Genomic DNA, 21,529 nt, shown 5'->3' on the forward strand with positions numbered 1-21,529 from the left:
ACCCGGTTGCCGCGCGGGCGTCACCCTCCGTCCGCGAGACGTGCCAGACGCTCCCGGAGCGTCTGCGCGAAGGGGCTGCCGCCCGCCTCGTGGATTTCGAGGGCCCGGGTCAGGCAGGCGCGTACGGTGTCCCGGCCCGGACGTCCGGTCCGTTCGGTGATGTCGGCCATGGCCATCAGTGCCTGCGCCTCGTAGTGGGTCGCCTGCTCCGCACGCAGCACCTGCGCGGCCTCGTGGAGCGCGCGGAGAGCCGCGTCGGGATCACCCAGGTGGTCGTGCACCTCGCCGAGCGCGGCCGTCACCCGTGCGGCCATCCGTCGGTCTTCGCGGTCCAGGAAGTCCCGGTGCGCCTGCTGGAGCGTGGCCAGCGCCGCCGTGTGATCGCCGTGAGCGTCCAGGGCGCAGCCCAGGAAGTAGGAGGCGATGGCCGCGCCCCGTGCTTCGCCGGCCCGCAGGTTCAGGTCGAGGGAGGACCGGTAGGCGCCGATGGCCCGCCCGGGGTCGGCCCGGTCCCAGTACCGTCCGTAGAACTCCTGCACGGATGCGCGGAGGACGAGATGGTCGGACACCTCCGCGCAGGCGACGGCGGTTTCCAGTTCGGCGCGTGCCCGGTCGTCTTCGCCCAGATCCATCAGCGGGCGCGACAGCAGGCTGCGCAGGCGCGCCTCGGCCGCCGGCACCATCGCGGCCGAGGCCGCAGCAGCTCCCAGTTCCAGCGACTCCTTCCAGGCCCCGAGGTGACGTCGGTACAGGAACAGCACCGTGAACGCCTCGGCCAGCTGCCACGCCGGCGTGTGCAGTTGGTGCCGGGCGGCCGTACGCAGGATGGCCAGGATGTTGGCGCGTTCGGCCTCCAGCCACGTGAGCGGGGCCGGACCGTCCCCGGCTGTGAACGGGTCGCGCGCCTGGCCCAGCAGTTCGGCCAGGTCGGCGATGCGCAGGCGGTCCTCCCGGATGGCCCGGTCGGCGAAGGCCGTCAGGGCGAGGTAGTGCGTCAGGACCCGTCGGGTGAGCGCCGGTTCCTCGGCGGCCGGCTCTTCTGCGACAGCGCACTCGCGGGCGTGCAGGCGCACCAGGTCGTGCAGGAGGTAGCGGCCGTCTTCGCGCACGTCCAGGAGGCCCGCGGTCTCCAGCACGTCCAGGAGCGGCTCCACACCCGCGGTGTCGCTGCCCGCCGCGGCCGCGGCCACTCCTGCGTCGAAGCTGCGTACGGGAAGCCAGCCCAGCAGGCGGTAGAGGCGGGCGGCATCCGGAGGGAGCAGCCGGTAGGAAGGATTGAGCACAGCGGACACCGAATGCTCCCCTCGCAGTGACAGGCCGGCGAGTCGCTTGCTTTCGTCGTCCAGTTCCGCGGCCAGGGATTGCAGGCTCAACCGGCGGTTGGTGAGCAGGCGCGCTGCCGCGACCTGGAGCGCCACCGGCAGGCCGCCGCACAGCGTGACCAGCCGTTCGGCGGCCGGGCGCTCGGCGGCCACGGCCTGTTCGCCGCACCGTTCGGCCAGCAGGGCCAGGCCGCCGTGCAGGTCCAGCGGCTCCAGCGGGATCAGCGCGGCGCCGTCGACGGCGGCCAGTTCCCCGAGTCTTCTGTGGCTCGTCACCAGCACCGCGCTGCCCGGCCCCTTGGGAACCAGGGGTCTGACCTGGGCGGGCTCGCTGACGTCGTCGAGCACCAGCAGCATCCGCATGCTCGCCGAACGCGATCGGAACAGCGCCGTACGTTCGGCGAGGGAGCGCGGGATGTAGTCCTCGCTCACGCCCAGCGACCTCAAACACATGGCGACGGCTTCGGAGACGTCCGCACCGCCCCTGCCGCCGGGCTCGCGCAAGGCCGCGAAGTCGACGTACAACTGCCCGTCCGGGAACCGCTGCCGGGACCGTTCGGCCCACCGGCAGGCCGTCGCGGTCTTGCCGACTCCGGGCAAGCCCTCCAGCACTCCCAGAGCGACGCGCGCCGGACTGCTCCCGCCTCCTGGCAGGCATCCGTCCAGGAGGGCGAGGTCCGCTGTGCGGTTGACGAACGCAACGGTCAGCGAGGGTACCTGGTCCGGCCTGGTCGGGATCGGCTGCGGTACGGGCGGCTGCTGGAGGTGGAAGGTGATGTCGCCGTGGATGCGCGCGCCGTGGAACGCCGGGCCGTGGTGCACGCCACCGCTGACGGAAACGTGCGAGGTTTCCTGCCTCAGCTCGGACAGCAGGTTTCGCAGTTCCTCCGCGGCAGACGGGTCAGTTTCGAGTACGGCGAGCATCCGCCGGCGCCAGTCGGCCTCGATCTCCGCCAGCGCACCGTTGTCGCCCGCCGCACGGGCTTCCTCCAGTTCCTCGCCGGCGGCCTGGAGTTCCTCGTCGGTGGCCCCGCGCGCACCGCGCCGTTGGAAGAACCGGCTCACTCTTCCCTTGGCTTGCGCCCAGGACTCCGAAACCATCAGCCCGACCAGCGTCGTCGCCCCCGACGCCGCGAGCGCCGCCAACTCGGCTTCCACCCAGCCCCCTCATGTTTTTTTGCCCCGACGGAGCAGCCCGTCCCACCGTAGAGTGATCTCGTCAGGCTTGCCCAGTCCGTCCCTTCATCCTGACCTGCCGAGCAGCGACGAGGAACAGCACACGGCGCGGGCACTGGGAGCAGACTCAAAAGGGGCACCGTATTTCAGAAGTTGCTGGAGTTGCTGGTGTGCCGAGTGGCGTCGCGGCGAACGATTTCATAGCCGTCCTCGTCCAGGGCGCCGACCGAGGGGGCCCAGCCAGGGCCGTCCTCGCCGGCCCAGCCGGCCGCCCGGCATCGTTCCGCTCGATCGTGCGTACGCCTCGGGCCATCGACGGACTGCTCGGCCCCGTCGCGCGCCACCGCAAGGTGGAAGAACGGCTCTCCGTACTGATGATGCGGGCCCGTAAAACCCTGAACAGCGGCCTCTTTGACGGGTTCTCCCGGCGCGTCGCGGCAGTCGCTTTGGACGCTGGGCGGCCCGCTCCACCGACCGCAACCTCGCCAACTGTGTTCACCGCGGGGGGTGAGGCGCCTCCGGCTGTGCGGGAAGGTCTCAATGGCTGAGCCGAGTGGTGGAATTTGTGGGAGAGAGAGGGCTTTGGTCCTGAACTTGCCGAAGTGCCCCTCTACCTCCTCAAAAGGGGTGCGCTCTGAGGAGGTCTTCCACTTCTATGGTGTGGGCAGGCCGCGTAGACGGCATGAATCTCGACCGCCGGTTCCGGAGCCCCATACGCGTTCGCTTGGCCAAGGGGAAATGGACAGCATAAGTATTCGCAGGGCGTTGATGACGGCAGTGACCGCTGTGGCGGTGGCCGGTGGTGCGGTGGTTACGGCCGTTCCCGCTCAGGCCGTTGCCCGTGCGCCCGCAGCGGGCGGTTCCCAGGCGTCCGTCGTGAAGCCGGGCGCCGGTGTCGGTGCCTCCGCTCCGTGGGGCAAGGCCACGCACATCGCCACCGGGTACTTCACCGGTGGCTCGGCGGGCGGCGCCCGGCACATGGACATGATCGTGCGGTGGAGCGACGCCGAGGTGACCCTCTACGAGGGCTCGGACGGCAAGGACCCCAAGCGGCCCTTCTCCGCCGAATACCAGCTCGCGGCGCCCAACACCGCCACGAAGAAAAGCGCCTGGAACTTCGCAAAGGGGATCACGGGGGCCGGCTTCGGCAACGGCTCGGACGGGCTCGTGGTGCGCTGGAGTGTCGGTGAACTGACCCAGTACACCCACGTCGACAAGAACGGCTTCCACGGCGAGAAGCAGCTCGCCCCGGCCAGCGACAAGGCGTGGGGCCACGCCGCGCAGATCACCGCGGGCCGCTACACGGCCAACACGCAGCGCGACGACCTCGTCGTCGTCTGGGACGACGGCCAGGTCACGCTCCACCCCGACCTGGACACCAACGGCGTCAAGCCGGCCGCCGAGAAGACGCTGGTGAAGCCCAACACCACGTGGCCGCACGCCACGCAGGTCACCTCGGGCGAGTTCACCGGCAAGAAGACCGCGGACCTGCTGGTGCGCTGGTCGGACGGTGAGGCCGGCATCTACCCGGGCGTCGACACCGAGGGGCTGCACGGTGAGACGCAGATCCGGCAGCGGCAGTCCGACTGGCTGCACGCCACGGTGGTCGGTGCGGGCGCCTTCGTGGCCAACGAGCGGCCCAACGACGTCATGGTGCGCTGGGCCGACGGCACGCTGAGCATGTACCCGGGCGTCGATGCCAAGGGTCTGCATGACGAGGTTGAGATTGACGGCTGAGCCGAGCCCTTGACCGGGGCCGGACGGCCGCCGCAGGGCGCCCACCCGGTCCTCACGGTGAGGACCCCGCCCGGTACCGCACCGGGCGGACGTCCCGCTCCGCCGCTCGCGGCACACGGGCCGGCGCCACCAGACGCCGGCCCCTCTCACTTCGTACGCCAAGGACCCCGTACACCTGTGAAAACGCCTTCCCTGACGGCCTTCCCTGACGCGTGCTCTGTCCATCCTCGTCGCGCGCCGCGTGCGGCAGGGTCTGTGCGTGCGCGGCCATCTGGCAGCACGCGGCGATGACGTGTCAATCTCGAATGACGCGCACCCAAGAACCTGACTTCAGATGCCCTGGGTGCCGACCTCATGCATCCGCTGGAGCCGAACGGGAAACGCGGGGGTCGTCGGCGGTGGATTCCACGGTGGCGCCCGGCGTGAAGAACATCTCGACGACGTCGTGCACGTCGATGTGCCGGTGCCAGTGGCCCTTGGGCACGACCGCGAACTGGTCGGCGGTGAGCGGTATACGGCAGCGGTCGGTGTCGGTGAGGATTTCGACGGTGACGCTGCCCTGCAGGATCATGAGCAACTCGTCGGTGTCGGGGTGGAGTTCCCAGTCGGACCGGTCGAGTTGGTCGCCGTAGTACATACAGAACGTGGCGTCGTTGAACGGAGCGAGCTCCCGGAAGTCGAAGGGTGAGAGATTCCTGGCGATGGCGATGGGGTCGTGACTACGCATGGCCCCACCCTCACGTGCCTTACGGCCGCCGGTCTTGTACGAATGTTTCCTGAACCGCCCATGCGACGTCGTCCACCGCCAGCCCCGGGTCACTGGCCAGGGTCGCCGGAGTCCCTCCGGTGAACGCCCGGACCTCCCGATGGAGGTGAGACTGGTCGGCATAACCGCCCTCCGCCGCGACCCGGGCCGCGCTGTCACCCGCGGCCAAGCGGTGGGCAGCATGGTTGAAACGGGCCAGGTTCGTGGCGCGTTTGGGAGGGAGGCCGATCTGCGTCCGGAACCGGGACCACAGGCGCTTGCGGCTCCATCCGATCTCGACCGCCAGACCGTCGATCCGTACCCGGCCGCGGCTGACGACGATCTGGTCCCAGACCCAGGCCACCTCCGGGTCCACGGGCGGACCTGTATCGCAGCGACGGGCGAGCCATGCGTCCGTCAACGCGAAACGGTCTTCCCACGACGGCGCGTCGCGTAATCGATCTCTGATCAGCGACGCCTCCCTGCCCCACAGGTCATCGAGGGCGACCACGGTGCCGCCCAGCTCCGCTGGGCAGGCTCCCAGCGCACGGCGCGCAGCCACGGGGGACAGGTGCACCTCCACGCACTCGATGTTCTCGCCCCGCGTTCGGATCTCGCCGGGTGCGAGCCCGGCGACGACACTTCCCCGCTGCTGCCGGCCGGTGGCGTCGTCCACCGCAAGCCAGCCGTCACCGAACTCCAGAATCAGGGTGACGGCCGGGTGCGGGACCGCCCGCAGGTCGATCGGGCCCGTGCCCTGATCGCGGAACCCGGCCATGCTCACACCCGCCACCCGGCTTGACCGTAACGGCCGCGCGACGTCCCACAAGGCCACAGCGTCATGCTCGTGCACGGTGGATCGCATCTCCCCATGCTACGAGCCGAGGACGACCGGAACATTTGTCCAAGAAACCGGCGCGCGGTGACGGCGACAGTGGGGTCATGCGTGCTGCCAAGAGACTTGAGAAACGGATCCGGGCGGCGGAAAGGCGTGTCGCCGCCACCTACGGGCTGACGATGACCGAACGCCTCATCGCGCTTGAAGATCCGCCGGTTCGGCTACGTGCCCTGACCACCGGCTCGGGTACACCGGTGATCCACGTCAACGGTCTCTCGGTTCCGGCCATGGGGTTCGCGCCCCTCATCGCCCGGCTGCCCGGGTACCGTCACGTCCTGCTCGACCTGCCCGGGCACAGCCTCGCTCAGCCTTATCACTGGCAAGGCCGCCCCGTTCGCGACCTGGCGGTCCGTGTACTGACAGGAGCTCTGGACGCGCTCGGCCTCCAACAGGCGGCGTTCGTCGGCAGTTCCCTGGGCGGCTTGTTCACCCTGTGGACGGCGATCGACGCACCGGCTCGCATATCCCGAGCGGCGCTCGTCGGCACTCCCGCGACAGCACTGCCCGGAATCCGCGGAACCGCTGCGATGGCGACACTGACCTCTCCGGTGCGCGGCCCGCTCGTCCAGTGGTCGATGCGGCTGCCGTCGCCCAGGGCCGTGGCGCGTGCGGCCCTCGCGGAGGCGATCGGGACCAGCGCGGCACACGGCATGTCCGACGATCTGCTCGACCTGCACCGCCTCCCGCTCCGCCTGCCGGGGCAGGCCGCCTCCTACCGCGCGCTGCTGTGCCGCCTGATGCACGGACGCACAGCACGCCGGGAGAACGTCCTCACCGACACCGAACTGGCCGGCATCAAGACGCCGCTGCTGTTCGTCTGGGGCGAGCAGGACGTGTTCTGCTCCCCGCAGCAAGGTCGTCCAAGCGTGGCGAAGATTCCCCAGGCCCGGTTGGCGATCGTGCCCGGCGGCCACAATCCCTGGTTCGAAGACGCCGCACGCTGCGCGAAGCCGGTCCGCTCTCTTCTCCTCGGCACGCCGAAAGCATGACGCGTAGATGCGGATGCGCGCCATCGGGGAAGCCCGCCCCATCACCCCGCTGCGCTCCCAGGGCGGACACCGGCGCTACTCCCGCCACCAGCTGTAAGCGCCGCTCGCGCCCGCAAACTCTTCGACCAGGGCGCCACTGGCGGGTGCGCACCGTCCACCACCCGGTCCGGGCCGCCGCCGACTTCTACTACGGCGAATGCGAGATGCGCAGCCATGACAGCATCCGGCCCCGGGGCTGCCTCTCACCTGGCTGAGCCCGTCCTCATCGGCCTGGCGCCCCTCGCCGCCCACAATGCCGACCACAACCGTCTCAAACGCTGATCATCGCCCACACACGGCACGGGGAGACAACGCGATGTCCCACCGAGCTCTGAAGTGATCGGTGTGCTCGCACCGCTCCGAAGTGCCGCACGGAAGTTTTCAGAGAGCGCGGGTCAGCTGCTCTTCGGCGCTGAGAGCCCGTCCACAGGCCAGATGCCGGGGCCGCCCCCTGGCCTGCGGGTCGGGTCTCCCCCCGTTATGTTTTCCGCGGTCCTGCAAGAGGGCCGCTGGCCTCCGGGCCTGGCATGACTGTTCCCCCTGTCGAGCGGATGACCTGGGGGGGGTGTCACCGGGCCTGGGAGGTGCCGTCACAGACGCTGATCAGAGGTCCGGCCACCGTCCGGTCCGGCGCAATGCCGGACCATTCGCGGACGGCAGGTCTGCATAACGTGGATGCGCGAGTACGGCACCGATGCCGAGGCCGGCACGTCCGACACCCCGAGAAGGGCGCGATGTTCGACACCGAAGACGTGGGCGTATTCCTGGGCCTGGACGTCGGCAAAACCGCTCACCACGGCCACGGACTGTCCCCGGCCGGGAATAGGTAGAGAGCTGACCATCCTTCCTGCATCCGGCCTGCCAACTCGTTGGCCCCGGCGCCGTCGCCGCTCACCTGTGCTTCCCGAAGGTGGTCGAAGAGCTGAGAGACGGCGGTGTTGAAGCCGACCGCGGTTTTGAGCTTCTGCTCGCGGAGCCACATGCGGTCCTGACTGCGCACAGTGAACCAAGAGCCGAACATGACTCCTATGAGGCCGGAACCGGCCCCGGAGGTCATGGACAGGATGTTCTCCACGGTCAGCTCCGCACCGACGCACAGCCGACGCCAGGCTACAGAAGCCGTCGAGGGTGCCATACTCCGTGAGCGCGCTTGCCTGCCGCGCTTCCGTGATCTGAACGAAACGGCCTGGCCGGACTCGCGCCTTCCGCCGCTGCGGCCCGTGCCGGATACGCCCTCAGTTCCGTGACGAATCCGTGTTCGGCTGGTCACACCGCTCCTGGGGCCCCTTACTCTGCCAGTAGTCAACGTCGACCAGCTGAGGAGCCCACATGGCCAACGAGGTGGCCATTCCCCAACTGCCGTGCCGTTCCATCGACGAAGTCGCAGAGTTCTACGAAGCGCTCGGATTCACCACGACCTACCGGCAGACCCGTCCGAACCCCTATGTCGCGTTCCGCCGCGAAGACCTTGAGATGCACTTCTTCGCCATCGAGGGCTTCGATGTCACCGACTGCTACGGCGCATGTGCGATCTACGTCCCTGACACCGGCGCCCTGTACCGCGCCTTCGCGGACGGCCTGCGTGCGGTGTACGGCAAGGTGCCCGCCTCCGGGATACCGAGGATCACCGCGCCCCGCAGGCGCAAGAACGACGGCCGTCGCACAGGGTTCACCATGGTCGATCCGGGCGGCAACTGGATCCGGGTCTTCAACGCCGTGGAGAAGACCAAGCCGGCGGTCGCGCCGTCGCCGACGAACAGGCTGGCCACGGCGCTGGAGAACGCCGTCGTCCTCGGTGACTCCAAGGGAGACACCGCCCAGGCCGTCAAGATCCTGGACGCGAACCTCGCCCGGGAACAGGATCGGGCGCATCCCGTGGACCTCGTCGAAGCCCTCGTGTACCGCGCGGAACTCGCCCTGCGCCAGGAGGACACCGAACGGGCTCGGGCCCTGCTCGCCCGCGTACGGGCGACGCCTCTCAAGGACGGCGAGCGTGAGCATCTTGCCGACTGCCTCATCCTGGCGGATAACATGGCGAAGGACCTTGCCGCCGATGTGCGGAACTGAGTGAGCGGTCTGGGCCCTGACGCGCTCGACGACCCGCCGTAACCCCCAGCGGCAGGGCCAGGCCCGCTTGACTGTGGAGCTCTGAGCCAGAGCCCCAACTGACGTTCGCAGCCATCCGCTGGACCGCCGCCGGCCCGCACTGCGGGCCGGTGAAGCCGCTCGCGTCGGTCGGCCTGACCTGACGCAGACGCCTGCTCTGCCTGATCGCCAACCTGCCCGCCACCAGAACTCCCCAACTGCATCGAGGGTTTAGGGCTGCCTGCTCAGTAGAGGCGACCGCCCGACGCGTGCAGCTGGAGGACCGCGCACACGGGAGGACGGGAGTGTCGTGAGCTCCGCTCCAGGTGACGCTTGCCGAAACGAGAACGTCAATCGTCTCTGACGGGGGAAGGCCCGCATGAGCGGTCGCCGGGTGGGTGTGCTGGGGAGCGGACGACGGCCGTTGAACCCTGCCCCGCCCTGAACATTCGCGCACGCGCTCGTCGCCTGGGTGCCTACCGCTGCTCGGGGGGATTATCTCGGTGCCAAACGCCCGGAAATCTGTCCTCGCTGGGGTAGCGGCTCCGGCGCGGACGGGGGCGACGAGGTGGGGTGCGTTCACCGCCCGCCACCGCTGCTGCGCGGACTCGACGAGTTTGTAGACTATGGCCAGGGCGGCGGTGCGAGAGCCGGCGCCGCGGGTGACTTCGGTCCGCGGCCGGACGGTGGAGAAGGCCGACTCGATGGGGTTCGTGGTCCGCAGGTGGATCCAGTGTTCGGCCGGGAAGTCGTAGAACGCCAGCAGCTGGTCCTGGTCGTCGGTGATCTTCTTGACGGCCTTGGGGAACTTCGCGCCGTAGAGCTTGGCGAACGTCTTGACCGCCGCCTCGGCGTGGTCGCGGTCTTCGGCGTTGTATATGTCCCGGATGGCCTTCTTCGCGCCCGGCTGCGCGGACTTCGGCATGGTGTCGAGGACATGCGCGATTGTGTGAACCCAGCACCTCTGCTCGCGGGTTTCGGGGAATGCCTCGGTCAGGGCCTTCCAGAAGCCCAGGGCGCCGTCGCCGACCGCCAGTACCGGGGCGCGCATGCCCCGGCGGGCGCAGTCGCGCATCAGGTCGGCCCATGACTGGGCGGACTCGCGGTAGCCGTCCTTGAGCGCGACCAGTTCCTCGGAGCCGTCGGCGCGGACCCCGATGAGCACTAGGACGCAGGCTTTGGCTTCCTCCAGGCGGACGTTGAGGTGGATGCCGTCGGCCCACACGTATACGTATTCGACCTTCGCGAGGTCGCGGTCCATGAACGCGGTGTGGTCGGCCTGCCACTGCTGGGTGAGCCGGGTGACCGTGGCCGGGGAGAGCCCGGCCGAGCTGCCGAGGAACTGCTCCAGGGCGGGCACGAAGTCACCCGGGGACAGGCCGTGCAGGTAGAGCAGCGGCAGCACCTCGCTGATCTTCGGGGATTTGCGGCACCAGGGCGGCAGGATCGCCGAGGAGGTCCGCTTGCGCTCGCCCCGGCTCGATCGGCGTGCGCCGTACTTCGCCATGGAGACCAGCTGCGTCACTCCTGCCTTCGGCGGATGGCCGGCCCCGGGCGGGCGGGGCGGCATCTCGGCCCAGGCTTCGCCGTGGGCAGCCACAGCCGAAGGCGCTCTGCCCCTCGGGCAGGCGCTGGGGCTAACTTTGCCATCGCGGATCCGGGTCTTGGTCAAGCCGCGGACAGGGAGGCCGGACATTCAAGGGTACTTCCGCTGGAGTATTTCCGTCGGAGCTCACAACCTTCCTCCATTCCCCGTCATTTTCTACGTGCCAATCACTCGGCAACATCACCGTCTCGTCCCGGTTCAAGACCCTTGCCCCGCTCAGGTTCACCCCTCGCCGAAATGTCGACCGGGATACGGGTATCGATGGGCTGACGAACCTGACATCAGCATGGAAACGCGATTCGGTGAACCATGCCTCATCTTCGAAGGTGACGCGAGCCAGGGAAAATTGGCGACGGAACGCAGCCCCCCGGAAGTCTGCTATGCCCTCAAAGGTTGAGTCATGCAGAGACAGATGCCCGGAAAACTCGGCACCATCAAAGGCCGCATGTCCCTTGAATCTCGCGCGTGCCATCATCGCGAAGCCCATGAAAACCGCGCCAGAAAAACGGGCTTGGCCGACGAACGCGACATCATCGAATACCGGATTGAAGAGGGAGCATACAGAGAAATCTGCATCAACCAGACAGGCCCCATACAGGTCATATGCGACCTCCGGCCAGTACAACGGATTCTGTACGGCCTCCCTTCGACTGCCTTGGAAACGAGCCCTGGCAGGCTCTGTCCGTGCATGCCTTGCCAGGATCTCCTGCGCCGCCTTCCGGACCTGCAGCTCCTGTTGAGCATCGCCGATCGCGGCCTGCCCGTCCGGACTCACCGACCGCCCGCGCGCAGCGGGTGGCGTGTAGGGCATTCGGAGGTAAGCGCAGATGACCTCGACGACGACTTGACGATGATCTTCGTTGTGCTGGGCCAGCCGCTCAAGTGAGTAGAGTCCGCCGAGTCTGACGGTCGCCTTTTCGTGCCCCAATTGTTCAACGGCGCGTCCGTACAGCTCGGTGACGCGGCGTTCGGTGGTGTCGTGGACAGTGATCCTCGTAACCTCCTCGGTATGCGCCTGTGCAAGCTCTGCGCGCTCGCCCGCCAGCTCCTCAATACGTTGCCGCCGATAGCTGGTGACTAGGGCGACGAGGGCGCCCAGGCCGGCGACGGTGGCAAATACCAGCTTCAGGAGCTCCAGTTGCGCAGCCGTATCAAGCGGCTTTGGGGTCGCTCTGGGCGGGGACCCGATGAACCAGATGATGAAGAACCAGGCGCCGGCCAAGAACAGCACGGAAGCAGCTACGGAAGCGAGTAGCGCCCGGCGAATCGACCACAGCCCTAGGCTGCGATGCGCATCTCTGGGGTTCCGTTCGTGAGGCGCGGTTGGCTCGGCCATGGCGAACAGAGTGCCAGATGAAGACCGCGCCGCAACCAGCTCGCGTGCCGACTCATGCCCATGGTGTCCGCTGATGGGCGAAGTGCGATGTGTGCCGGCAGGCACACCTGCCCGCGATCCTTCTCGGTCTCCATGACCCCGCTCGGTTTCCAGCCATTCAGGTCGGTCCAGGCCCGTCGAGCACAGCAAGCAGAGTCCTCGCCGGGTCATCCGGGCGAGGGCTTTGCCGTGTGTGGGTGGGGTGGTGGTGGGTGCTGGGGTGGTTTAAAGGGGCACGGGCCAAGAGCGGCGGTCGCGAGGAAGGAGCTACCAGATTGCTCAGAATGATCAACTTTGTCACTCAGGCGCCCAATGCGACAGAGCGCTCGGTTTTTTGTACCAACCGTATGGTTGCCGAAGGAAGTGGTGTCGTGCGGTGCGGGGGCGGTCAAGACGCGGGAGGCGATTCTCCAGGCGGCTGCCGAGTTGATCGACGAGTATGGCTTCAGTGGCGCAAGCGTCAGCAAGATCATGAAACGCGCCGGCGTCACTCCGGGCGCCTTGTACTTCCATTTTGAGTTCAAGGAAGCCCTGGCCCATGCTGTCATGACCGGCCAAGGTGAAGGTCTGGAGATCCCGCCCGGCGAAGACGGCCTTCAGCGGCTGATCGACCTGACGCTCCACCTCGCCGGCGAACTCCAGACCAACCCGAAGCTGCGCGCCGGTGTGCGCCTTTCAATCGAGCAAGGAGACTTCGGCCTCCAGGACGCCACGCCATAGCACTATTGGGTCGACCGGTTCGCTGAACTGCTAGAGATCTTTAAAGGTGGGGGTTCTCTGTCTTGGTGACGGCTGGCGGTGCGGTCGGTATGCCGCAGGGATGAGTATCCCGGTGGCGGCGGTCTGAGCGCCGCGGGGCGTGCCCGGTGGGAACACGTGCGTCTGGAGGCTGCTGAGTGGATCGAGGCGGGCGTCGGTGATCAGGGGGTGGCCCGGCGGTTTCGGGTGACGCGGATGTCGGTCAACCGCCGGCGCCGGGCCCTGGCCGGCGGCGGACGGGATGCCTTGGCGTCCAAAGGGGCAAGTGGCGCCCGCTGTCGGCTCAGCGCCCGGCAGCTGCGGGAGCTGGAGACGGTTTTGGCCGCCGGTCCGGCCGTGCACGGCCGGGACGAGGGCCAGTGCTGGACCCGGGCGCGGATCACCGCCGTTATCCACCGGCGGTTCGGGGTGCACTACACGCTGGCCGGGGTGGGCCTGCTGCTGCACCGCATCGGCTGGAGCGTGCAGGCCCCGGCCCGCCGGGCCGCTGAGCGGGACGAGGACCGCATCGCCAGGTGGAGGGGCGAGCAGTGGTCGGCGTTAACAGGACGGCGGCACACCTGGGCGCCTGGCTCTGCTTCGAGGACGAGGCCGGCCAGGGGCTGAGGCCGCCGCCGGGCCGCACCTGGGGCCGGCGCGGACACACCCCGGTGGTGCGGGTGACCGCCGCGGGCACCAAGCGCGTCTCGGTCGCGGCCTTGGTCTGCACCCGGCCCGGCCACCGGACCCGGCTGGTCTATCGCACACTCCTACACCACGGCCCGGCCCGCGGGCGGCACAAGGGCTTTGCCGAGACCGACTACGCTCGGCTGCTGGATGCCGCCCACCAGCAACTTGGCGGCCCGACCGTGCTGGTGTGGGACAACTGGACAATTTGACCACTCACCGCAGCGCCACAATGCACAAGCTCATCGCCGCCCGCAACTGGCTGGCCGTCGCCCATCTGCCGCCCTACGCGCCAGAATGCAACCCGGTCGAAGCCGTCTGGTCCCACCTGAAGCGTTCCCTGGCCAACCTCGCCAAGCACGACATCGACCAGCTCGCCTCCCTGGTTAAGAGCCGCCTCAAACGCGTGCAGTACCGGCCCGACCTCATCGACGGCTACCTCACCGGAACCGGACTGGACCTCAACCTCGCGTAACCCCCACCGTTAAAGATCTCTAGCGGGCGGACGGGGCCGCGGCGGGTTCGGGGAAGCCGCGTCGTGCGGCGGGTGCGGTCGGGCACCCTCGGGCACCCTTGGGGCATGATGGCGGACTACGTCACGGGGCGATGGACAGCCGAGCTGGAGGACCTGTTCTTGCGCGTGAGCGGGCAGTTCGGCCGGGTGGAGGTGCGGCGCCGGTTGCGGGACTACGTTCGGGGCCGCCTGGGCCCGGTGGGCCGCAAGAACAGCTGGCAGTTGGCCGAGTACGCCGTCGCCCACCAGATCGCCGCCAAGCAGACCTCCGGTCACCAGCGCACCCATCGCGCCGAGCAGTCTCTGACCCTCCTGACGAACGCCCTGCGGCTGCGGTCCGCCGGCCGCGTACGCTCCCGCGCGTAACTTCATGCCGGAGATCGGAGACAGGAGACCGGAGGCCGGCGGGCGGGGGCGTAGGGCTGTCGACGGGCTGCTCGGCGATCCGACAGGGGGTGTGGTTGAAGCTTGAAACTCCCCAAATTCTCCCCAGGCTCCTTCGTCGGCCCTCCCGGCTGGAGGTGGCGACCGGAACGGATTCGATGCGACTGTATCGGTATAGTTGCGTCAGTACCGGTGGACCGAAACGCCCGCACGTCGCTGACCTGCGACGAAGCCCAGGAAGTAGCCTGATCCGCATGTTGTCCGAAGTCACCGCGACCCGCTACGTCACGCCTTTGCGTGAAGGTGGGTCGCTTCCGGGGATCGTCGAGGCCGATGATCTCGGTACCTATGTCATGAAGTTCACCGGGGCGGGGCAGGGGCGTAAGACCCTGGTCGCCGAGGTCATCTGCGGGGAGCTGGGGCGGCGGCTCGGGCTGCGGGTGCCGGAGCTGGTGCGGATGCAGCTGGACCCGGTGATCGGGCTGAGCGAGCCCGACCAGGAGGTGCAGGAGCTGCTGAAGGCCAGTGGCGGCCTGAACCTGGGGATGGACTATCTGCCGGGGTCGCTCGGGTTCGATCCGCTGGCCTTCGAGGTGTCCGCGCGTGAGGCGGGCCGGGTGGTGTGGTTCGACGCGCTGATCAACAACGTGGACCGTTCGTGGCGGAACCCGAATCTGCTGGTCTGGCACGGTGAGCTGTGGCTGATCGACCACGGTGCCACGATGATCTGGCAGCACAACTGGCCCACCGCCGAGAAGTCGGCGGCCAAGCCGTACGACGCCTCCGACCACGTGCTGGCGAGCTTCGGGCCGGACATCGAGGCCGCGGCGGCCGAACTCGCTCCGCGGGTCACCGAGGAGCTGCTGACCGAGGTCGCGGCCGCGGTGCCGGACGAGTGGCTGGTGGGCGAGCCCGGGTTCGACTCGCCGGACGAGCTGCGCGGCGCCTACGTACGGGCGCTGCTGAGCCGTGCCACGGTGATCGGTGACCGGATCGGCATCGGGGAGCGTACGGAGGACGGGCCCTCCCGGGTGCCGGGCTGGCTGGCGACCGAGTTGCCGCGGAGGGCAGTGAAGTGAGCGGCCTGTACAACGGACGTGACGTGTTCGAGTACGCCCTGCTCAGGGTCGTACCGCGGGTCGAACGCGGCGAAATGATCAACGCGGGGGTGGTCGTGTACTGCCGCGCCCGGCGCTTCGTCGAGGCGCGTACGTATCTGGACGAGGGGCGGCTGCGGGCGCTCGACGCGACGGCCGACGTCGAGGGTGTCAAGGCGGCGCTGCGTGCCGTCGAGGGAATCTGCGTGGGCGGCGAGCGGGCCGGGCAGGCCGCGGGGGACGATGCGGGGCGGCGCTTCCGGTGGCTGATCGCGCCGCGCAGCACGGTCGTCCAGCCCGGCCCCGTGCACACCGGGCTGACCGTGGACCCGTCGGTGGAGGCGGAGCGGCTGCTCGATCTGCTGGTGCGCTGAGTGGGTTGACGGTGGTGCGGTGAGCGGGGGCGGCCGCCGGTCCGTGCGGGTGCCGGCGGCCGCTCTGAAGTGCGCGGGCGCGCCGGGGAGGCGTTGACAGGGGGTGGCCGGGCTTCTAGCGTCAGCCCTGCTGAAGCTACTAAGCGGTTGCTCACCTGTGGTTGCGGTGCGGCGGACCGCTCGTCGAGGTTTCGAGGGTGAGGAGAACCCCGCATGTCCACCACCGAGCAGCGCGTAGCCATCGTGACGGGCGCGGCCCGTGGCATCGGCGCGGCCACCGCCGTACGCCTGGCCGCCGAGGGCCGCGCCGTCGCCGTCCTGGACCTGGACGAGGCGGCCTGCAAGGACACCGTCGAGAAGATCACCGCGGCCGGCGGCAGGGCGCTGGCCGTGGGCTGCGACGTCTCGGACGCGGAGCAGGTGGAGGCGGCGGTCGCGCGGGTCGCCGCGGAGCTGGGCGCGCCGACCGTGCTCGTCAACAACGCGGGCGTACTCCGTGACAACCTGCTGTTCAAGATGAGCGACAGCGACTGGGACACGGTCATGAACGTGCACCTGCGGGGCGCGTTCCTGATGTCGCGCGCCTGTCAGAAGCACATGGTCGACGCCAAGTTCGGCCGGATCGTCAACCTCTCCTCCAGCTCGGCTCTCGGCAACCGCGGGCAGGTCAACTACTCGGCCGCCAAGGCCGGACTGCAGGGCTTCACCAAGACCCTCGCCATCGAACTCGGCAAGTTCGGCGTCACCGCCAACGCCGTCGCGCCCGGATTCATCGTCACCGACATGACCGCCGCCACCGCCGAGCGCGTCGGCATGGGCTTCGAGGACTTCCAGGCCGCGGCCGCCACCCAGATCCCCGTCCAGCGCGTCGGCCGGCCCGAGGACATCGCCAACGCCATCGCCTTCTTCACGGGCGACGCGGCCGGCTTCGTCTCCGGCCAGGTCATGTACGTGGCCGGCGGCCCGCTCAACTGACGCCGGAGGTAAGGAACATGACCGCACAGGACAAGCCGCTGCCCCCGCTCTCCGGCAAGGCGGCGCTGGTCACCGGCGCCAGCCGGGGCATCGGGTACGGCATCGCGCGGGCGCTCGTCGCGCGCGGCGACAAGGTCTGCATCACCGGCCGCAACGAGGACGCCCTTAAGGAGGCCGTCGAGACGCTGGGCGCCGACCGCGTCATCGGCGTCGCGGGCAAGGCGCACGACGAGGCCCACCAGGGCGTGGCCGTCGAGCGCGCCATGGAGGCGTTCGGACGCGTCGACTACCTGGTCAACAACGCCGGTACGAACCCGGTGTTCGGCCCGATCGCGGACCTCGACCTGAACGTCGCCCGCAAGGTGTTCGAGACCAACGTCGTCTCCGCGCTGGGCTTCGCGCAGCGCACCTGGCACGCGTGGCAGAAGGACAACGGCGGCGCGATCGTCAACATCGCCTCCATCGCCGGTGTCTCCGCCTCGCCCTTCATCGGCGCGTACGGCATGAGCAAGGCCGCGATGATCAACCTGACGTTCCAGCTGGCGCACGAGTTCGCGCCGGTGGTACGGGTCAACTCCATCGCCCCGGCGGTGGTCAAGACCAAGTTCGCGGCCGCGCTGTACGAAAACCGTGAGGAGGAGGCCGCGGCGGGCTACCCGATGGGGCGCCTCGGCGTCCCGGAGGACATCGGGGGCGCGGCGGCCTTCCTACTGTCCGACGCCGCCGGCTGGGTCACGGGGCAGACGCTTCAGGTCGACGGCGGGCTGTTCCTGAACGCGGGCGTCTGAGGGGTCGCGGGGCAGGCGCAGGCGTCGGCCAGAGGGCGCTTCCCGGGTGACGCGTGCCGGTGTGCACGCCCGCGTGCGGATGCGCCGGCGGGGCTTGCGTTGATGTGCACTCCAAGAGGCAGGGTCTGCGGTGCCGGTCCGGACAGGGCCGGCACCGCACTCGTTCCGGGCCCGTGCGGAAAGGCTCGCGACGCGCCCCACCTCGTGAAGGAGACCCACCATGCGCCACCGCGGACTCGGCGGCGGTACGGGGCCCACGATCAGCGCCCTGTGCCTGGGGACCCTGCCGTTCGGCACCACCGTCGACCAGCCGACCTCGTTCGCCATCCTGGACCGCTTCGCCGAGGCGGGCGGCACCTTCGTGGACACCGCCAACAATTACGCATGCTGGGTGCCGGGCGCGACCGGAGACGAGAGTGAGCTGCTGCTCGGGCGCTGGCTGCGCAGCCGGGGCGCCAGGGACCGTACGGTGCTGGCCACCAAGGTCGGCGCCCGCCCCGGTCCGTCCCGCGGTCCCGAGTGGCCCGCCAACCGGGAGGGGCTGGGTGAGAAGACCGTACGGGCCGGGATCGACGGCAGTCTGCGGCGGCTCGGCACCGACCGGGTGGACCTGTACTACGCGCACGTCGAGGACCGGGACGTCCCCCTGGAGGAGACCGTCGAAGCACTCGCGGGTCTGGTGCGGGACGGCAGCGTGGGCGTCCTCGGGGCCAGCAACCACGCCACCTGGCGGCTCGCCGAGGCCCGCCAGCTCGCCGGCGCGCGAGACCTGCCCGGCTTCCGCGCCGTACAGCAGCGGCACACCTACCTGCGGCCCCGGGACGGCGCGGAGTCCGGCCTCCAGCGGGAGACCGACGAGGAGCTGCTCGACTACGCCGCCGCGCACGACGACCTGATGCTGCTCGGGTACTCGACGCTGATGCACGGCGGGTACGCGCGGCCGGAGAAGCCGCTGCCGGAACGGTACGACCACCCCGGGTCGGTGGCGCGGCTGCGGGTCGTCCACGAGGTCGCGGCGGAGGCCGGGGCCACCGTGAACCAGGTGGTGCTGGCGTGGCTGATGGGTGGCCGGGTGCCGGTCGTACCCGTCCTCGGTGTGAGTTCGGTGACACAGCTGGACGAGTGCCTGGCGGCGCTCGACCTGCAACTGGACGCGGCACAGCGGGCGCGGCTCGACACGGCGTGAGCGGGTAGGAGCCGGGCAGTCGGCGGGCGTGCGGGCGTTGTCAGTGGTCGCCGGTAAGTTCGTTGTCGAGAACGGATCGCACACCGGAGGTTGCTCAGTGATGACCGACATGCTGCCCGAGTCCTGGCGCGGCGTCCTCGGCGAGGAGTTGGAGAAGCCCTACTTCAAGGAGCTCACCGAGTTCGTCGAGCAGGAGCGGGCGAAGGGGCCGGTCTACCCGCCCCGCGAGGAGGTCTTCGCCGCCCTTGACGCCACCCCGTACGACCAGGTCAAGGTGCTGATCCTGGGGCAGGACCCGTATCACGGCGAGGGCCAGGGGCACGGCCTGTGCTTCTCCGTACGGCCCGGGGTCAGGACGCCGCCGTCGCTGCGCAACATCTACAAGGAGATGAAGGAGGAGCTCGGCCACCCGATCCCGGACAACGGGTACTTGATGCCCTGGGCCCGCCAGGGCGTCCTGCTGCTGAACGCGGTGCTGACGGTGCGGGCGGGTGAGGCCAACTCCCACAAGGGCAAGGGCTGGGAGAAGTTCACCGACGCGGTGATGAAGGCGGTCGTCTCCCGGCCGGACCCGGCGGTGTTCGTGCTCTGGGGCAACTACGCGAAGAAGAAGCTGCCGCTGATCGACACGGCGCGGCACGCGGTCGTGGAGGGCGCGCACCCCTCCCCGCTGTCCGCGAAGAAGTTCTTCGGGTCCCAGCCCTTCACCCGGATAAACGAGGCCGTCGCCGCGCAGGGCCACACCCCGATCGACTGGCGCATCCCCGACCTGGGCTGAGCCCGGAGGACCGCGGCGCGCCGCGCACACCGCGCGGTGCGGTCCGGTGCCGGTTAGCGTCGGGGGAGGCAGCCGTACGGCGGCGGACGAGCGCGGGAGTGTGCGGCGGTGGACGATCAGCGTGCGAAGGCCGGCGGTGACGTCGTCCTGACCCGCATCGGGCAGGCGGTCATGCTGCACCGGGGCGGCGACCGGGAAGAGGCCCGCAACCGTCTCGGGCAGCTGTGGGCCGAGGTCGGGCCGGACGGCGACCCGTTGCACCGCTGCACGCTCGCGCACTACCTCGCCGACACGCAGGACGACCCGGCCGATGAACTGGACTGGGACCTCACCGCGCTGGAAACGGCGCGGGAGGCGGAGACGGCACAGGCGGCCGGACGGGGCCGGGAGCGGGGCCGGAAGCGGCGGTCGCCGGCGCGCCGCTCCGACCCGGCGCTGGTGGCGCTGCTGCCGTCCCTCCATCTGAGCCTCGCCACCGATTACGCCGCCCTGGACCGGCCCGCCGAGGCCCGCGCCGAACTCGACCGGGCCCGGGAGACGGCGACGGCGCTGGCTGACGACGAGTACGGCCGGGGAGTACGGCGGGGGATCGAACGGCTGGGGGACCGGCTCGCGGGCGATCCGGGCCACCACGGCAGCCATGACGGCAGCCATGACGGCGGCTCGGACGGTGGCGGAGGCGTGGGCGGTGCGGGAGGTCAGTCGCCGTAGACGTGGCGGCAGATGGTGTCGGCTCGGTCGTCGTCCTGCCAGCGTCCGTATGCGCGGGCCAGCTTGCACAGGCCGGGGGCCGGGGCGGCCGGGCCGCGGTTCTCGGCGCGCGGCCACGGCGGTCCGTACCGGCGGGAACGGGGAGCTTCGGGTTTGCCCCGGACGCCCCGGCCCACGCCCTTTCCCTTCTTCTTGCCCGTCGCCGCGGGCTCCGGTCGCGACCGCCGGTCTCCTGACGCAGGGGGCCGGGCGGGCGCCGACCGCTGCGCGGCGGCCTCGGGCGGTGTCGTCGGCCGCCCGCGCGCCGGGGCCCGGCTGACCTCCGGGCCGTTGGGCTCGACGGAAGGGGCGGGCAGCGCGGGGCGCGGCAGCAGGCTTTCGGGGGCCGGGCGGTGGGCGACGGTGACACAGCCGGTGGTGACGAACGCCGTCGTCACCATGAGGACCGCCGCTGCGGGGATACGGAACACCGGCCAACTCTGCCGACCGCCAAGGCCCTTGGGAAGGCCCCGCAAGGGTGAACGCTCCGGGCGGCGTTGCCCCGTGTCGGCCGAGTCGGTCGCGCAGGCCGAACGGAGTCGCGTGGTGTCAGCCGCAGCCGGGCGGACGGCGGGATCCCGGCCGCGGCCGGGAGGGCCGGCGGAACGTCAGCCGCGCCCGAGCATCCCGGCCAGCAGTTCCCGGAAGCCGGTGCGGAGTTCCTGCCGGGTCGGCGGCGTGGCGTGGAACTGTCCGGCGACGCAGGAGAAGAGGATGCCGTCGCACCAGGCGATCATGTTCAGCGCGTGCCGTTCCGGGGCCGTCGACCCGGCCGCCGCCAGCATCGCCACCAGCGGCTCGCGGAACTGCTGCCCGGTCCGGTCGTAGAACACGCGCAGTTCAGGGCGGCGGGTGGCCTCCAGGGCCAGTTCGTACCGGGCGACGACCAGTTCGCGGTGGCGGGTCAGCGAACGGTGCAGGGCGAGGGCGAGGGCCTCGGCGAGCGCATCGGCGCCGCCGCCCGCCGCTCCCGGCATCTCCCGGGGTGTGAGGACGGCCGCCTCGCGCTCGGCCAGCCGCCGAACCACCGCTTCCAGCAGGGCCGCGCGGGTGCGCGCCAGGTTCGAGGTGGACCCCTGCGGCAGCCCGGCGGCCTCGTCGACGGCCCGGTGGGTGAGTCCGCGCAGCCCGCGTTCGGCGAGCAGGGACAGGGCGGCGTCGGCGATGCGTACGTGGCGGGGCGTGTCGGCTCCGTCGCGCGGCGCGGGGGTGTCGGTGCGGGGTGCGGCGTTACCGGTCATGGCAGGTGAGCCTATCGCCCCGACTACGGGTGTAGTAGCCTGCGA

Annotated in this window: 19 protein-coding genes and 4 pseudogenes; 14 read left to right on the plus strand and 9 right to left on the minus strand. The window is 69.9% G+C overall.

Annotated features, from left to right (window positions below):
• Nucleotides 1–20: 20 nt before the first annotated feature.
• The gene (locus ACZ4Z1_RS32940) at nucleotides 21–2,480 is read right to left on the minus strand and encodes an ATP-binding protein (protein WP_468490328.1); all 2,460 of its coding nucleotides are present in this window, start codon (nucleotides 2,478–2,480) and stop codon (nucleotides 21–23) included.
• Between the two features lie 894 nt (nucleotides 2,481–3,374).
• On the opposite strand from ACZ4Z1_RS32940, the gene ACZ4Z1_RS32945 reads away from it, so the two are divergent.
• Nucleotides 3,375–4,235, plus strand: coding sequence for a hypothetical protein (locus ACZ4Z1_RS32945; RefSeq protein WP_468490329.1), 861 nt, complete (start codon nucleotides 3,375–3,377; stop codon nucleotides 4,233–4,235).
• Between the two features lie 352 nt (nucleotides 4,236–4,587).
• Here ACZ4Z1_RS32945 and ACZ4Z1_RS32950 read toward each other — a convergent pair whose 3' ends face one another.
• Both ACZ4Z1_RS32950 and ACZ4Z1_RS32955 read right to left on the minus strand, forming a co-directional pair.
• Nucleotides 4,588–4,962 (minus strand): cupin domain-containing protein, encoded by a 375-nt coding sequence (locus tag ACZ4Z1_RS32950; protein WP_468490330.1) that lies wholly within the window; start codon nucleotides 4,960–4,962, stop codon nucleotides 4,588–4,590.
• A 19-nt stretch (nucleotides 4,963–4,981) separates the two neighbouring features.
• Nucleotides 4,982–5,845: a helix-turn-helix domain-containing protein gene (locus tag ACZ4Z1_RS32955; protein ID WP_468490331.1), complete on the minus strand. Its 864-nt coding sequence runs from the start codon at nucleotides 5,843–5,845 to the stop codon at nucleotides 4,982–4,984.
• Nucleotides 5,846–5,922: 77 nt separating this feature from the next.
• Here ACZ4Z1_RS32955 and ACZ4Z1_RS32960 point away from each other — a divergent pair, with 77 nt between their 5' ends.
• Together ACZ4Z1_RS32960 and ACZ4Z1_RS32965 are read left to right on the plus strand one after the other, a co-directional pair.
• The gene (locus tag ACZ4Z1_RS32960; RefSeq protein ID WP_468490332.1) at nucleotides 5,923–6,867 is read left to right on the plus strand and encodes an alpha/beta fold hydrolase; all 945 of its coding nucleotides are present in this window, start codon (nucleotides 5,923–5,925) and stop codon (nucleotides 6,865–6,867) included.
• Between the two features lie 7 nt (nucleotides 6,868–6,874).
• Nucleotides 6,875–6,999: pseudogene (locus ACZ4Z1_RS32965) on the plus strand (MerR family transcriptional regulator); the annotation flags it as partial.
• A 497-nt stretch (nucleotides 7,000–7,496) separates the two neighbouring features.
• Here the strand turns inward: ACZ4Z1_RS32965 and ACZ4Z1_RS32970 are convergent.
• Together ACZ4Z1_RS32970 and ACZ4Z1_RS32975 are read right to left on the minus strand one after the other, a co-directional pair.
• On the minus strand, nucleotides 7,497–7,709 hold the full coding sequence (locus ACZ4Z1_RS32970) for a hypothetical protein (protein ID WP_468490390.1): 213 nt from the start codon (nucleotides 7,707–7,709) through the stop codon (nucleotides 7,497–7,499).
• Nucleotides 7,697–7,981, minus strand: coding sequence for a hypothetical protein (locus ACZ4Z1_RS32975; RefSeq protein ID WP_468490391.1), 285 nt, complete (start codon nucleotides 7,979–7,981; stop codon nucleotides 7,697–7,699). The genes ACZ4Z1_RS32970 and ACZ4Z1_RS32975 overlap by 13 nt, the downstream gene beginning before the upstream one ends.
• Before the next feature lie 254 nt (nucleotides 7,982–8,235).
• Between ACZ4Z1_RS32975 and ACZ4Z1_RS32980 the strand changes: the two genes are divergently transcribed.
• A complete protein-coding gene (locus ACZ4Z1_RS32980) occupies nucleotides 8,236–8,973 on the plus strand; it encodes a bleomycin resistance protein (RefSeq protein ID WP_468490333.1) in 738 nt (245 codons plus the stop codon).
• A gap of 559 nt (nucleotides 8,974–9,532) precedes the next feature.
• Here the strand turns inward: ACZ4Z1_RS32980 and ACZ4Z1_RS32985 are convergent.
• A pseudogene (locus ACZ4Z1_RS32985) lies at nucleotides 9,533–10,465 on the minus strand (IS256 family transposase); the annotation flags it as partial.
• 163 nt (nucleotides 10,466–10,628) lie between these two features.
• A complete protein-coding gene (locus tag ACZ4Z1_RS32990) occupies nucleotides 10,629–11,933 on the minus strand; it encodes a pentapeptide repeat-containing protein (protein ID WP_468490334.1) in 1,305 nt (434 codons plus the stop codon).
• A gap of 390 nt (nucleotides 11,934–12,323) precedes the next feature.
• Here ACZ4Z1_RS32990 and ACZ4Z1_RS32995 point away from each other — a divergent pair, with 390 nt between their 5' ends.
• The 10 genes and pseudogenes from ACZ4Z1_RS32995 (at nucleotide 12,324) to ACZ4Z1_RS33040 (ending at nucleotide 20,204) form a co-directional block, all read left to right on the plus strand.
• A complete protein-coding gene (locus ACZ4Z1_RS32995; protein WP_468490335.1) occupies nucleotides 12,324–12,692 on the plus strand; it encodes a TetR family transcriptional regulator in 369 nt (122 codons plus the stop codon).
• A 78-nt stretch (nucleotides 12,693–12,770) separates the two neighbouring features.
• Nucleotides 12,771–13,872 (plus strand): annotated as a pseudogene (locus ACZ4Z1_RS33000) (IS630 family transposase).
• A 105-nt stretch (nucleotides 13,873–13,977) separates the two neighbouring features.
• Nucleotides 13,978–14,148 (plus strand): annotated as a pseudogene (locus ACZ4Z1_RS33005) (IS701 family transposase); the annotation flags it as partial.
• Nucleotides 14,149–14,549: 401 nt separating this feature from the next.
• Nucleotides 14,550–15,374, plus strand: a complete 825-nt coding sequence (locus ACZ4Z1_RS33010) for a HipA family kinase (protein ID WP_468490336.1) — start codon at nucleotides 14,550–14,552, stop codon at nucleotides 15,372–15,374.
• Entirely contained in the window at nucleotides 15,371–15,766 is a 396-nt protein-coding gene (locus tag ACZ4Z1_RS33015; RefSeq protein WP_468490337.1) for a DUF3037 domain-containing protein, read from the plus strand. The genes ACZ4Z1_RS33010 and ACZ4Z1_RS33015 overlap by 4 nt, the downstream gene beginning before the upstream one ends.
• Before the next feature lie 213 nt (nucleotides 15,767–15,979).
• The gene (fabG, locus tag ACZ4Z1_RS33020; RefSeq protein WP_468490338.1) at nucleotides 15,980–16,741 is read left to right on the plus strand and encodes a 3-oxoacyl-ACP reductase FabG; all 762 of its coding nucleotides are present in this window, start codon (nucleotides 15,980–15,982) and stop codon (nucleotides 16,739–16,741) included.
• A gap of 17 nt (nucleotides 16,742–16,758) precedes the next feature.
• On the plus strand, nucleotides 16,759–17,529 hold the full coding sequence (locus tag ACZ4Z1_RS33025) for an SDR family oxidoreductase (protein ID WP_361159901.1): 771 nt from the start codon (nucleotides 16,759–16,761) through the stop codon (nucleotides 17,527–17,529).
• A gap of 220 nt (nucleotides 17,530–17,749) precedes the next feature.
• Nucleotides 17,750–18,715, plus strand: coding sequence for an aldo/keto reductase (locus ACZ4Z1_RS33030; RefSeq protein WP_468490339.1), 966 nt, complete (start codon nucleotides 17,750–17,752; stop codon nucleotides 18,713–18,715).
• Between the two features lie 100 nt (nucleotides 18,716–18,815).
• On the plus strand, nucleotides 18,816–19,493 hold the full coding sequence (locus tag ACZ4Z1_RS33035) for a uracil-DNA glycosylase (protein WP_468490340.1): 678 nt from the start codon (nucleotides 18,816–18,818) through the stop codon (nucleotides 19,491–19,493).
• Between the two features lie 108 nt (nucleotides 19,494–19,601).
• Nucleotides 19,602–20,204 (plus strand): hypothetical protein, encoded by a 603-nt coding sequence (locus tag ACZ4Z1_RS33040; RefSeq protein ID WP_468490341.1) that lies wholly within the window; start codon nucleotides 19,602–19,604, stop codon nucleotides 20,202–20,204.
• Here ACZ4Z1_RS33040 and ACZ4Z1_RS33045 read toward each other — a convergent pair.
• Complete coding sequence (locus ACZ4Z1_RS33045) at nucleotides 20,192–20,674, minus strand: hypothetical protein (protein ID WP_468490342.1); 483 nt, start codon at nucleotides 20,672–20,674, stop codon at nucleotides 20,192–20,194. The genes ACZ4Z1_RS33040 and ACZ4Z1_RS33045 overlap by 13 nt on opposite strands.
• Nucleotides 20,675–20,851: 177 nt before the next feature.
• Nucleotides 20,852–21,484, minus strand: a complete 633-nt coding sequence (locus ACZ4Z1_RS33050) for a TetR/AcrR family transcriptional regulator (protein ID WP_468490343.1) — start codon at nucleotides 21,482–21,484, stop codon at nucleotides 20,852–20,854.
• Nucleotides 21,485–21,529: the final 45 nt, after the last annotated feature.

The organism is Streptomyces sp. NPDC030165 (genome assembly GCF_055573595.1).